This window comes from Paraburkholderia sp. FW306-2-2C-D06C, from assembly GCF_058781505.1.
Map to the genome: position 1 here is coordinate 66,670 of NZ_JBYSWU010000012.1, position 13,100 is coordinate 79,769.

Below are 13,100 nucleotides of genomic sequence, written 5' to 3' on the forward strand. Positions count from 1 at the left end.
AAATCACCGCCAGGATCTGCCCGCGTATCAGATCGAGACTGGCGAGATTTCTCGAAAATCAATCGCTCGCATGGAATACGAAGCTCACTGGCGAGCGGGCGGCGCGAGCAACGTGAAAGACGCGACGTCGGATCACCGCCAACGGATCTGCAGTTGCTATACAGCCGGAACAGGAAGTACGGCTTCTTGCAGCGGCTGTTTAGGGGTCACCAAAACGATGCCCGCATCCGCATCCATCTCGATAAAATCGCCGCTGGAAATTGCAAGCGTCGGATCCTGGTCCAGGCCAGCGATGACCGGGATATTTCCGATAATCGCTCCGATCGTGGTGATGGGCTCTGGATGCGCCTGGATAAAGGCCGCTGGGGCGGTCCCGCGCGATACCATGTCGTAAATCTTGTACGATCCACCCGTAGACCCTTTCCCGGTGAGGAACACCAGGACTTTCCCGGCAATATTGACACCCTCCAGTTCGTGCCCGGGCTCGGTGACGAACCCGGTGAAATTATCGACGCCCCCATTAAAACTAATGGCTTCCTTGGTAACGACGGCCTCGCCGCTGGCCTTACCCGTGACGATTTTTCGCCCCTTCAGGACAAGTTGATTTGCCGTCATGTTGATCAGCTCCAGACACCATTGATTGCTGCTTTCATCACTCGATCCAGATTCCCATAGTGGGTAGGGAGTCCAAATTGACCAGGAGCATAAAATGCCATCTTCGCCGAGTTGGTGGTCAGCGTTCTATATCCCTTCTTTGGAGCGATGACCCGGCTGCGGGCCAAGAACGGACAGGTCTCTCGCACGACAATGCCACCAGCGTCCTCAATGGTCCGGATATAGCCCATGCGCTCAGCCATGGCATACATCGCGCCGGCCGTCGTGACCCATAGGGAGACGTCCCGATGGACCTTCCTGCCCTGCAAGGCGTCGGCGACTTCGCGGATCTCCTGCACCGAAGCATTCGGGCAGCCGACAAGAATCCAGTCCACATGGCTGGAGGACTCCTTGTTCAGCGCAGCCTCTGCCTGTTCCTTCTCTGACTGACCGAAAAGGAGAATCTTCTCCGGCTCGCGTCCACCAAACGCCTCGCCTAGCGTAGGAGCCTCGGGCGTCACCCCAACAGCATGGAACATACTCACAGCGCCGGAAGCCGCCAAGGCAGCGCTCAGGGCTTTCAGTTGTTCTAAGGTCGGATCCGTAGGAATGCCTGTAAATACCGGCGTATCCTGTCCCGCGATCTTGCCGGCGAAATATCCGAGCGTTCCATAGTCAGTCATGTCATTGAGAGGCGTCTCCACCTTGATCAGGAATTTGCCGTAGCGGTTTTCCTTCAGATGGAAACCATACTCAGGGGTGCGGCCGGTGAGGGCCGAGGCAAGTCCGCTAGGCCCCCCCTCTCGATTGGTCCTGGCGCCGCAAACAGAGTTGGCAAACACGACGGCTGACGACTCCCCCCAAGCCATGTGCTCGCCAAACCGCGGGGTGTTTCCCACCAAGTAAGGGATGCAGGTATTGCACGTGTTAGCCCCCATCCCCGCATAGGCGTCGGTCAGCCGGGTCTGCAGGACGCTGTCCGATTCGGGAATGCCGATGTCCTGCCACTGAGTGGGATCGACAGCGGTCGGATTGGTAGTGACTCGGGTGACGAACGTGCCGCCTTGCTTTCGGATATCTTCAACGAACTTCGTGCCGGCTTCCTCGGCGACCACCACCGAAGAACCCGCCATATGGACGTTGTTGACCGGAACAAGCCTTGCGGCACTGAAGCTCTCGCCCAATGCCACCAGAATCTCCATGGCTTTTTTCACTGCAGGACCCCTGTCCCCGACCAACATCCGGGATTCTTCTTCAGTCAGCAACATACATAAATCTCCATGAAAGAGGCCCGAGCAGCCTTGCGGCTATACCGGGCAGGGAAGGCTGGAGCTCCCGGGAGTGAGTCAACAAAGTGCCGCCCCAGGCGCCACCGCAACAGATCAACGAAAACTCGGCGGCAGCGGGTGATAAGCGAGAAGCTGTGCGGCAGCACTTATCGCGTTCTATGTCGCCGTCGGGAGTCGACGGTGAATTGCAGCTATTCTGGTACTCGACCTTGATCAAAAAAAGCGACAAAATACGATCGATATACATTCCGTGACGCGATACATGAGGGTTCGGAGGGATTGGCCGTGATGACGTTCAAGCAACTGGAGACAATCTTTTGGGTCGTGCAACTAGGCGGGTTCGCGCACGCCGCGAACAAGATGCATACCACGCAGTCGGCGGTATCCAAGCGGGTGCAAGAGCTGGAAGCGCTGTTCGAGACGCCCTTGTTCGATCGCTCGTTACGCTCAGCGCGGTTGACGGAAAAGGGCGAGGAGATGTTCTTGCTCGCCAAGCGGCTGCTCGAGCAGCGGGATGCAGCGGTCGAACAGTTCCAGCGCCCGGAGGTCATGGAGCGTCACGTCAGGATTGGGGTCACCGAACTCACGGCCATGACCTGGCTACCGCGTCTGGTAGGCGCGATCCAGGCCAAATATCCCCGGGTGATTATTGAGCCGTACGTCGAAGTCAGCGTCATGCTTCGCGACAAGCTCCTTGCCGACGAGATTGACCTCATGATCGTTCCCGATGTGTTCAACGAACAGCGGTTCTTGTCGAAACGCGTTGGCGTGGTCGAGAATGTCTGGATGTGCAAACCCGGCCTTGTCGGCCAGCCACATCGGCTTCGCATGCACGAGCTTGCAGCGCACCGGTTGCTGACTCAGGATGGCCGCTCGGGAACAGGTCAGCTCTATAACCGTTGGTTCCGCTCAATCGGCGTGAACCATGAGAACACCCTGTTCAGCAACAGCGTGGTTGCCATCATCGGACTCACGGTCTCGGGCATGGGAATCAGCTATTTGCCCAAGAAGTGCCTCGCACCAATGGTCGATTCTGGGGCGCTGCAGGAACTCACGGTGATCCCTGCCCTGCCACTGGCAACGTATGCCGCCATCTGGAAAAGCGACCGAAAAAGCACACTAATATCGTCCATTGCTACGCTGGCCCAGGAGAAGTGTGACTTCAGGCGGATGTTTCAGACTGGGTGAACAATCGTCGAAGCACGACAAAGACGGCTCCGTCACATTATATTAGGTATCCTTGATTTTTATCAAACTTCGATTTCGTACCTGAGAATACCGGATTGCACTTAGAAAATAACAATTTCGGCATCAGTCCAGACGACGATAGACCGAAGCGTCATGGCGACGCTCCGGGTGCAAGTCGAAGTGTCGTTAATTCGCTCGCCTGTAGAGGCGCACTATTCGCTTTTGACCTTCCAGTGATCGAATTGACCTCACCGTCATTCACACAATGCGATTGTGCTCAAAGAAGCGAGTGATCCGAGATAACCCCTCGCTCAGTTTAACTCCTGATACGGCATGGCACCATCTTAGCCAGCCTCTCCCTTCCGGCCCAAACGCCGCCCCGGGCGCCAACCCCAGCCCCGAAACATCGATCAAATTCCTCGCCAACGCCGTTGTATCCGATATCCCCGCAATCTTGAAAAATGTATACATGCCCCCGCCTGCCCCCGGCACTTCTACGCCCGGCAATTCGCACAATCCGTCGACGAGGACCTTTCGATTCGAGCGTAAATCGGCACGTAACGACTGAACAGTATCTTCTCCACGCAACAGTGCAGAATGTGCGGCTCTTTGGCTCGCCTCAAGGATACAGCAGGTGTTGTATTCAATAATCTTAGTTAGCGCCTTTACAATCGACGGTGGAGCGACGACCCATCCAACCCGAAAACCCGTCATCAACCAAGACTTGGAGAAGCTATTTACCGAGATTATTCGATCTCCATCTTGATATCGATCCAAAAATGATGGGGCACAGAATACTGCTTGATCGTATGCTAGGCGCTGATATACGTCATCCGAAACAATCCAAATACCATGTTTCCGACAATGCACCAAAATCTCGTCGACATCGCGCTCCGTCATCATCCATCCGGTTGGGTTGTTTGGCGAATTTATAAAAAGCACCTTCGTTCCGGCAGTAAGTTCCGAAATCAATTTGTTGACATCGAGCGCCCATGCACCGTTAACGACTGACAGCGGAACTCTCGTGACGTTCGCGCCTAGGATTCTAGGTATCTCGGCTATATTCGGCCAAAGTGGAGTGATAGCCACTACTCTGTCACCGGGCTCTATGATGGTCTGTGCTGTAAGCATCAACCCGGAAATACCGCCGCTTACGACAGCGAGTCGATCTGAATCGATCGTGCACCCATGAAGTTGCGTAAGGTATAACGATAGTGCAGATCGAAGATAGGGCCTACCAAGATTCTGTGGATAGAAGGTCTCGCCGGAGCGCAATGATTCGATAGCAGCATCCCGAATGAAGTCAGGCGTCACCTGATCGGATTCGCCGAACCAAAATGGCAGAATGTCCGAACGATTCATGGCCCCATCCGCCACCTCTCTAATTAGCGAGGTTGGCAGAGAGGAGACGGTATCTCGCGGTTGAATCGGAAAGATATCCTGAAAATTGCTCTTTGATTCCAACGTGTTCATATAACCAACCTTTCCTATTTATGTTCGATCGCAGCAAATCCACAAACAGCTGAAAATTTGTTGCGCATCTATCACTACCTGTCACGCTACTTAGCCTCTGCAAAGGCGCGGAATTGGACTCGTTTTCGCAATGCATGGCGATCACCAAGAGAATACTGAAACGGTCCGGCATTGCTTGCTGTTCTTAGTACCCAAATATTGGCTGGCGTGCAACAAATCTGCTCGTACGACCGGAACAGCGAAACGAATCGTTCAATGCCGACGCTGGATGAGATCGACCAGCAAGTGCTGGCAGCGTTCGAAGGTGATACAAGGCTGTCGACTGCCGAGCTTTTCGCGGGAAGGTAAAAGTCGGGCCATCCCCCTGCTGGCCCCTAATCAAGCATCTTGAATGATCACGAACCGCCGATCTGCGGTAACTCCCCATGTTCGAAGCGGTCGGAGCACCATGCCGCTCGATCGCCCTGGTCGGAGGCGAACGGTATGTTACCTATGCCGGAATCTAGTTGACTGCATGACCCGGCTGGCGCGTAGCCTGTGCATCCCAGAACGTCCTCCCGCCCCCTCCCGGTGTGACACAGCCATTACATCGGCATGTACCGCCCCTGCCCTGTCCGGTGCTGCATCTGGTTCAGGCTGCATTGGTTGGTACGCTACCCGGAATAAGTTGGTATTGCTTGCGGAAATTGGCTCCGCAATAATGCCCGACACGCGACAAATCATTTCACATCCATGGAGTTACGAAATGCATCGTCCAGTACCAACATTGGATCGATTAGACAAGCAAATTCTTGCCGCTTTGCAGGCGGATGCGAGGCTCTCCAGTGCTGAACTATCGGAAAAAATCAACCTCAGCACATCTCCGTGCTGGCGCCGGGTAAAGCGGCTGGAGTCGCTCGGCGTAATCACCGGATATCACGCACGTGTCGATCTGAAGCAACTTGGCTATGAGGTGACTGCACTGGTTCTGGTCACATTGGTTCAGAGGAGCATGGAACACATGAGAGCGTTCGAGGCCGCAGTCCGCCCGCTCTCCGAAGTATTAGCCTGCTATAACATCTCGGGACAGTATGACTATCAACTGACAATTGTGACCGAGACGCTGTCTTCATTTGGCGAGTTTGCGCGCCAACACATTAACGGCTGCTCTAGCGTCAAGGAAATGTACACGTCATTCGTCGTGAATGAAGTCAAAGCACCTGTGTGCCCTCCCGCTTAGGAGTTCTTGAAAAAGAACAACTGATTGTGTATCGGCACACGGTGAGGATGGCAGTGAACGGCAGAATCAGTGAGAGGTTGTATAGCGTGACTCGATATTGGTACTACCATTAGCGTCCAGCCGGACTCTATGGTGACAGCACCGCCGCGCAGAAGATATCCGGAGCACGGAATCGACCAAAGGTTACGAGATCGAAATCATCTGAAGAACGGTCAGATCAGTGCTTACTCTCCGAGATAAGCCGCCCGCACCTTCGGATCATCCAGCATCTGCTTCGCGTCGCCGGACATCGTCACCAGACCCGAGTCCATCACGTAGCCACGATTCGCCGCCTGCAACGCGAGACGCGCGTTCTGCTCGACCAGCAGCACCGTCATGCCTTCAGCGGAAATCGCCCGCACCACCTCGAAGATCTTCTCCACCATGATCGGCGACAGACCCATCGACGGCTCATCCAGCAACAACAGCTTCGGTTTGCTGATGATCGCACGTGCCATCGCCAGCATCTGCTGTTCGCCGCCCGAAAGCGTGCCCGCGTATTGCGTGGCCCGTTCCTTCAGGCGCGGGAAAAAGCCGAACATGCGATCGACGTCTGCCTTGATGGCGTCGGTATCGTTGCGCAGATACGCACCCATCTGCATGTTCTCGACGATCGACATGCGCGAGAAAATTCCGCGGCCTTCCGGCACCATCGCGAGACCGCGCTTGAGCAGTTCGTGCGCCGGGATGCCCTTGATCGACTCACCCATGTACTCGATGTCGCCTGCCGAGTACGGCTTCAGACCCGTGATCGCCTTCATCGTCGTGGTCTTGCCTGCGCCATTCGCGCCGATCAGCGTGACCAGTTCGCCCTGTGCAACTTCGAGATCGATACCCTTGACTGCCTGGATGCCGCCGTAATTGACCTGCAGGCCCTTGATTTTCAACATTGCCGTTGCCATTAGTGGACCCCCGCACCCAGATAAGCTTCGATCACCTTCGGATCCTTCTGCACATCTGAAGGCAGACCTTGTGCAATCACCTTGCCGTAGTCGAGCACCGTCATCTGGTTGCACAGACCCATCACCAGTTTCACGTCGTGCTCGATCAGCAGAATCGTCTTGCCGTCGCTGCGGATCTTGTCGAGCAGCTTGGTCAGCTCGACCTTTTCCGTTGCGTTCATGCCGGCAGCCGGTTCATCCAGCGCGAGCAGCTTCGGATCCGTTGCCAGTGCGCGGGCGATTTCCAGACGGCGCTGGTGACCGTACGACAGATTGCGCGACGTGTAGTCCGCGTACTGCGCAATGCCGACGTATTCCAGCAGTTCGACTGCGCGTTCCTTGATCTCGCGCTCTTCCTTGCGCTCGGCCGGCGTCTGGAACACCGCGCCGATCAGGCCGTGTTTCGTACGCACGTGACGGCCAACCATCACGTTTTCCAACGCGGTCATGCCACCGAACAGACGGATGTTCTGGAACGTACGCGCAATACCCGCCTTCGCCACCTGATAGACGGCAGTCGGCGTGTATTCCGTGCCGTTGAGCTTGAACTCGCCCGAATCCGGCGTGTACAGACCCGTGATCACGTTGAAGAAGGTCGTTTTGCCGGCACCGTTCGGGCCGATCAGGCCATAAATCTGGCCCGCCTTGATTTGCAGGCCAACGTCGGACAGTGCCTGCAGGCCGCCGAAGCGCTTGTTGACGCCCTTAACCGACAGGCGGATCTGATCGCTGCCGACGCCGTTGTTTACGTTATCGCTCATATGATTTCTCCCTGCGGGCCTAAGGCGCGCACCGGCTTCTTGCCAGCGCGCTTCGCCAGTTTCGCAATCTTGTCTTCGTGCTTCGGCGACGGCCACAGGCCTTCCGAGCGGTACAGCATGATCACGACCATCGCGAGGCCGTACAGCAACTGACGGATCACTTCGGTATCGACGATTTCATGGCCGAAGATCATGTTCTGCAACGGACCCATGGTCGAGCGCAGGAATTCCGGGAACACGGCGAGCAGCACCGCACCGAGAATCACGCCAGGGATGTGGCCCATACCGCCGAGCACCACGCACGCCAGCACCACGACCGATTCCCAGAACGTGAACGATTCCGGCGACACGAAGCCCTGGAACGAACCGAACATCGCGCCCGACAGGCCGCCGAACGACGCGCCCATTGCAAAGGCCAGCAGCTTCACGTTACGGGTGTTGATGCCCATTGCCTTGGCGGCGATTTCGTCTTCACGAATAGCGGCCCATGCACGGCCGATCCGCGAGTGCTGCAAACGCGTACAGGTCCAGATCACGAACAGCGCGCACAACACGAACAGGTAGTAATACATGTACACCGACGGGAACGAAAACCCGAGGAACGTGTGTGTCTGCGCGAGGCTGAAGCCGCCTGCCGACACCGGAGCGATGCCGGTGATCCCCTTCGGCCCGTTCGTGATGTTGACCGGACGGTCGAGGTTGTTAATGAAGATCCGCACAATCTCCCCGAAGCCCAGTGTCACGATCGCGAGGTAGTCGCCACGCAGACGCAAGGTCGGCGCGCCGAGCAGGACGCCGAAGGTCGCGGCGAGCCCCATCGCAATCGGCACGATGATCCAGATCGGCGTATGCAGGCCGCCCGGGAACAGGTGCGCGATCCACTCGAACTGCGAGGTCAGGTGGGGCGAACTCAGCAGCGCCGCGGTGTACGCGCCGATCGCGTAGAACGCGATGTAGCCCAAGTCCAGCAGGCCGGCGAAGCCGACCACCACATTGAGACCCAGCGCCAGCATCACGTACAGCATCGCGAAGTCGAGCACGCGGACCCAGTAGTTGCCGCCAGCGGCACCGATGATCATCGGCGCCGCGATCACGAAGATCGCGGTGATGATGCCGACGGTCAGCGTCTTCGTCAGGTTCTTTTCAGGGATGAGCGTCGTGGACGGCTCGATCGGTTGAATTGATGTCATGTCTGTCTACTCCTTATGCTCGATCCGCAACACGTTCGCCCAGCAGGCCCGACGGACGGAACACCAGCACGACGATCAGCACGATGAATGCGAACACGTCCTGGTAGTTACTGCCGAACACACCGCCCGTAAGGTTGCCGATGTAGCCGGCGCCCAACTGTTCGATCAGGCCGAGCAGCACGCCGCCCACCATGGCCCCGCCGAGATTGCCGATCCCGCCCAGCACCGCCGCGGTAAAGGCCTTCAGACCCGGGATGAAGCCCATATAGAAGTGTGCGTTGCCGTATTCGGACGCGATCATCACGCCGGCAAGAGCGGCCAGCGCCGAGCCGATCATGAAGGTCGCCGAAATCACGAAATTCGGGTTCACGCCCATCAGGCTGGCGACACCCGGGTTCTCAGCGATCGCACGCATCGCGCGGCCCAGCTTGGTCTTGTGAACCAGCAACAGCAGACCGCCCATCACGAGGAACGCCACGACCATGATCACGATTTCGGTCATCGAGATCACGGCGCCAGGCGTCGTGTCGGTGGCCTTGATCACGTTGATCGGGTCAGTAGGCAACAGCTGCGGGAACGGCAGCGGGTTGCGCGACCAGATCATCATCGCGAGGGTTTGCAGCAGGATCGACACGCCGATCGCGGTGATCAGCGGGGCGAGGCGCGGTGCTTTACGCAACGGCCGGTAGGCCACGCGCTCGATCGTGTAGCCGACCAGCGAGCAAACCACTGCCGCGATGATCAACGCGATGATGAGCGTCGGCACATTGCCGAGGCCGGGGAAGTGGTTCTGAAGCACGCCTATGGCTGAGAGCGCAACCATCGCGCCCACCATCAACACATCGCCGTGCGCGAAGTTGATGATGCCCAAGATGCCGTAAACCATCGTATAGCCCAGTGCGATGATGGCGTAAACGCTGCCAAGCACCAGCCCGTTGAGGACCTGCTGGATGAAGATATCCATTTAATGCTCCTTAGCCCGTGCAACCGCAGAAGGCTGCAGCCCGCGAGTAAGCGAGGAATCACGTCGTCTCGACGACACTGCGGATACTAGATAAAAACCGGTAAGGTCCGATCGTCCCGGCATGTTCACGGCAGACCCAAAAAATGGACTCGCCGTGCGGGCAGATATTGGAACATCGTTAAATGCCATCGTCGCGTCCTTGTCCGCTGACACGAAATGGTCCCGGCATGCTCTTGTTCCCAAAACCGCGCATCGCACGTGCACCCGCCTAATCGCCGTCGGTGTCGAAACGATCCGCTAGCCGAGACCGCACCCGATCGTCCGCACCGTGCGAGTACGCCGTCCCACTTCGAATGAATTGGAGCGCCTGATCGCGAAAGAGATCAGGCGCAAAACGTCAAATCTTGAAATAACCCCAAAGCCCCATCGATAGAAAGACATGTCACCGACATGCCCTCACAGTTGCATGCCTGATCCTTGGATGCCAAGTCTCGTAGCACGTCAAGTCTCAGTTCACGTGACGCTCGATATCGGCAGCGCAACCAGCTGGTAAGCCCATGAAGAGAAAATTCCGATTCCTGCGGATTCTCCCGCCTACCGCATCAGCTCGGGATATGGAATGGCGAGGAGGCCCGCTCGCGTATTGCACGTTTCCATGCCGAAGCGGTCCTTCCTCAACATCCCCGGGGCGATTGAGATTTACATCCTGACTACCTGAAGCAGATTCTTCTTTCCATTCTTGAATTGGTATAACGAAATACCTGTCTCCTTGAGGTCGCCTTTCGAATCGAACGCGATCCTGCCGATCACGCCGTTATACTGCGTCGCCTGCATGGCGTCGAGGATCCTTGCGGGGTCCGTGGAGTTCGCACGCTTCATCGCGTCGACAACCACATTGACGGCGTCATACGCGAATGGAGCATAGCTCTGAATCGGTTGATTGAACTTCTGTACATATCTTTTCTTGAAGGCTTCGCCGCCGGGCATCATCTCCAGCGGAAGACCGGCCTCAGAGCACACCAGATTCTTCGAAGCGTCTCCGGCCATCTCGCCCATTTTTTCCGTACACAATCCGTCCCCGGAAAGGACCTTTGCGCGCAACCCGAGCTGAGCGGCCTGCCTCACCAACTGAGCTCCCGCAGCGTCACTTCCGCCATACATTATGATGTCCGGATTCTCGCCCTTTATTTTCGTCAGAATTCCTTTGAAATCGACCGTCTTATCAGTGCTGGCGTCGCGTGAAAGCACCTTGATGCCAAGGGCCTGGACATTGTTCGAGAATTGATCTGCTAGCCCCTGGCCATATGCAGTGGCGTCATCTACGATCGCGATGGTCTTCGCATTCATGTTCTTGGCGGCATACGTTGCCAAAGCGGGTGCTTGCTGGGCATCCGTTGCAATCAGACGGTATGTCGTCTTGAATCCCTGCTGTGTGTAAAGCGGATTTGTGGAAGCCGGTGTAATCTGAACAATTCCCGCATCCCGATAGATCCGAGATGCGGGAATCGATGTTCCGGAAGTCTGGTGACCAATCACCGCGACCACCTTATCGTCAACGAGCTTCTGCGCAATCTGGGTTGCCGTTCGGGGATCGGCGGCGTCGTCTTCTTGCTCAAGCCAGAGAACCACCTTATTGCCACCGACTACCAGACCTTTGGCGTTAATTTCGTCCACCGCCAGTTTTGCGCCATTCTCCGAGTCTCGTCCCTGATGCGCCAGGCCCCCGGTGAGCGGAGCAACGGCACCCAACTTCACAATCTGCGTCGTCTCAGCTTTCGCAAAGGACGATGCATCGAATGCGACGGTCAACAATATCAACGCGGTCTTGCTTATAACAAAGCTCTTCATGACGGCATCCCCAATAATTAGTTAGCCATCCTCGTACCGGCTCGACAAGCATCGATGCCCTGCGACTCCGTAGGTTCTTCGGGGCAATCGCACAGGCCGATTTCGGTGTTGTGCAGGATGGTGAGGCACTATAGCCAGCCAATTAGCTCATTTGCTGTCGATTTGAATCCTCGCCGGGTTGCAGATCCAAACGTTCTTGATGGATAACCCCTCAGCGCGAAATAGATGTTTCGTTTCGTACGCCCCCCGGATTCCTTTGATGTTCCGGTTGACTTCATCGCATGTGAGAAAGCCCATCTTCGCGGCCAAACCACATCTGGAATCTCACATTCCTACGACCCGGGCAGCGGAGACAATGAACATCCGCACCGAACAACGAGTGACGCAGAATCGACCGGTCCGTCAGTCAACTTAGATTCAATGAATTCCGGTGTCTCTGTCCAGCAACGCAAGCATGTCGAACTCCTCTCTGCTGACGTCGATTCCGTCCTCCATCGCACGAGCCCGTGCAATTAACCTTCTGTCGCCTGGAACACGCTGCAGTCCAGCGTCTATCACGGCCTGCATTAGTTCGTCGACGCGGATCTGGAAGTGCGGCAGGCCTGTGCTGCCGGCGGTCGGATCGATCAGGATCAACGTCTGGCCGGTTCGCGGCGTCGCGGCGCCCGGCATCGTTTCCAGCACGCACTCGTACGAGAACTGGCCACCGACGAGTGCGGCGCACAAGATCTCAATCATCAGCGCGAGCGTCGTCCCCTTGTGACCGCCGAAAGTCAGTAGCGCGCCTCCGTCGATAATATCGGCCGGGTCGGTGGTCTGGAGACCATGCTTGTCGACACCGACGTCGGACGTTAGCGTTCGCCCTTCGTTCATCGCGATGCTGACGTCACCGCGCGCCATGGTCGAGACCGCCTGGTCAAACACGAACGGTGGTGCCGACGCGCGCGGCGCGGCGAACGCCATCGGATTCGTACCAAATACGGCCGACTTGCCGCCATACGGTACGACACCCTTCATCGAATTGAGTACCGCCAGCGCGACGAGGCCAACGTCAGCGAATGGCTCGACGTCGAGCGACAGTGCTCCGAGATGATGGGAATTGCGAATCGCGACGACGACAATGCCATTTCGCTTCGCCTTCTCGATCGCCAGTTTCGCACCCGCATCTAACGCGGACACCGCGAAGCCGTTAGCCGCGTCGATGCGAATGAATCCCGGTGCGACATCGTCGACGATGGGCTCGGCCCTTCCGTCGACCCAGTTCCCGACTAAGCTCGACACATAGCCCGGCATCCGGAAGAGCCCGTGGCTTTTCGCACCATCGCGTTCCGCGGACGCGCAATTCGTAGCGATCAGTCTAGCGACGCGCGTTGAGCAACCGGCTCTCTCAAGGATGTTCTGTAATCGCTCGGCCAGGGATTCGAATTTGACTTGCGCCACCGTGTCACCTATGAAGAAGCTGTCCAGCTCGGTACGAGCCGTACCGATTGTTCGATTAGCTAATCATCGATCGAATAGGCAGCTCGTGACGGCTGCGGAATGGGAAGTTAGTGCGCCGCAAAGTGTGTGGCAGGGTTTTGTCACGTCAACCGGA

The 13,100-nt window shown here is 56.9% G+C and carries 11 protein-coding genes; 2 read left to right on the forward strand and 9 right to left on the reverse strand.

Features of this window, described 5'->3' with window-relative positions:
• Positions 1–156: 156 nt before the first annotated feature.
• Positions 157–615, reverse strand: a complete 459-nt coding sequence (locus AC3WLT_RS11705; protein WP_154566408.1) for an aconitase X swivel domain-containing protein — start codon at positions 613–615, stop codon at positions 157–159.
• A 5-nt stretch (positions 616–620) separates the two neighbouring features.
• Positions 621–1,862, reverse strand: coding sequence for an aconitase X (locus tag AC3WLT_RS11710; RefSeq protein ID WP_154566407.1), 1,242 nt, complete (start codon positions 1,860–1,862; stop codon positions 621–623).
• A gap of 309 nt (positions 1,863–2,171) precedes the next feature.
• Between AC3WLT_RS11710 and AC3WLT_RS11715 the strand changes: the two genes are divergently transcribed.
• Positions 2,172–3,071, forward strand: a complete 900-nt coding sequence (locus AC3WLT_RS11715) for a LysR family transcriptional regulator (RefSeq protein ID WP_154566421.1) — start codon at positions 2,172–2,174, stop codon at positions 3,069–3,071.
• A gap of 258 nt (positions 3,072–3,329) precedes the next feature.
• On the opposite strand, the gene AC3WLT_RS11720 is transcribed toward AC3WLT_RS11715, so the two are convergent.
• Entirely contained in the window at positions 3,330–4,544 is a 1,215-nt protein-coding gene (locus AC3WLT_RS11720; RefSeq protein ID WP_154566406.1) for a pyridoxal phosphate-dependent aminotransferase, read from the reverse strand.
• A 745-nt stretch (positions 4,545–5,289) separates the two neighbouring features.
• Here AC3WLT_RS11720 and AC3WLT_RS11725 point away from each other — a divergent pair.
• The gene (locus AC3WLT_RS11725; RefSeq protein ID WP_492581781.1) at positions 5,290–5,763 is read left to right on the forward strand and encodes an Lrp/AsnC family transcriptional regulator; all 474 of its coding nucleotides are present in this window, start codon (positions 5,290–5,292) and stop codon (positions 5,761–5,763) included.
• Positions 5,764–5,987: 224 nt separating this feature from the next.
• On the opposite strand, the gene AC3WLT_RS11730 is transcribed toward AC3WLT_RS11725, so the two are convergent.
• From AC3WLT_RS11730 to AC3WLT_RS11755, 6 genes are all read right to left on the reverse strand, one after another.
• A complete protein-coding gene (locus tag AC3WLT_RS11730; RefSeq protein ID WP_093638918.1) occupies positions 5,988–6,704 on the reverse strand; it encodes an ABC transporter ATP-binding protein in 717 nt (238 codons plus the stop codon).
• Positions 6,704–7,504: an ABC transporter ATP-binding protein gene (locus AC3WLT_RS11735; RefSeq protein ID WP_266237511.1), complete on the reverse strand. Its 801-nt coding sequence runs from the start codon at positions 7,502–7,504 to the stop codon at positions 6,704–6,706. Before AC3WLT_RS11735 ends, AC3WLT_RS11730 begins: the two co-directional genes overlap by 1 nt.
• Positions 7,501–8,694: an ABC transporter permease subunit gene (locus AC3WLT_RS11740; RefSeq protein ID WP_154567986.1), complete on the reverse strand. Its 1,194-nt coding sequence runs from the start codon at positions 8,692–8,694 to the stop codon at positions 7,501–7,503. Before AC3WLT_RS11740 ends, AC3WLT_RS11735 begins: the two co-directional genes overlap by 4 nt.
• 13 nt (positions 8,695–8,707) lie before the next feature.
• On the reverse strand, positions 8,708–9,658 hold the full coding sequence (locus AC3WLT_RS11745; protein WP_492591986.1) for a branched-chain amino acid ABC transporter permease: 951 nt from the start codon (positions 9,656–9,658) through the stop codon (positions 8,708–8,710).
• 699 nt (positions 9,659–10,357) lie between these two features.
• Positions 10,358–11,521 (reverse strand): branched-chain amino acid ABC transporter substrate-binding protein, encoded by a 1,164-nt coding sequence (locus AC3WLT_RS11750; protein WP_414693526.1) that lies wholly within the window; start codon positions 11,519–11,521, stop codon positions 10,358–10,360.
• A gap of 402 nt (positions 11,522–11,923) precedes the next feature.
• Positions 11,924–12,946 carry an Ldh family oxidoreductase gene (locus tag AC3WLT_RS11755; RefSeq protein WP_168436025.1) on the reverse strand — a complete coding sequence of 341 codons (1,023 nt, stop codon included), beginning with the start codon at positions 12,944–12,946 and terminating at the stop codon, positions 11,924–11,926.
• Positions 12,947–13,100: the final 154 nt, after the last annotated feature.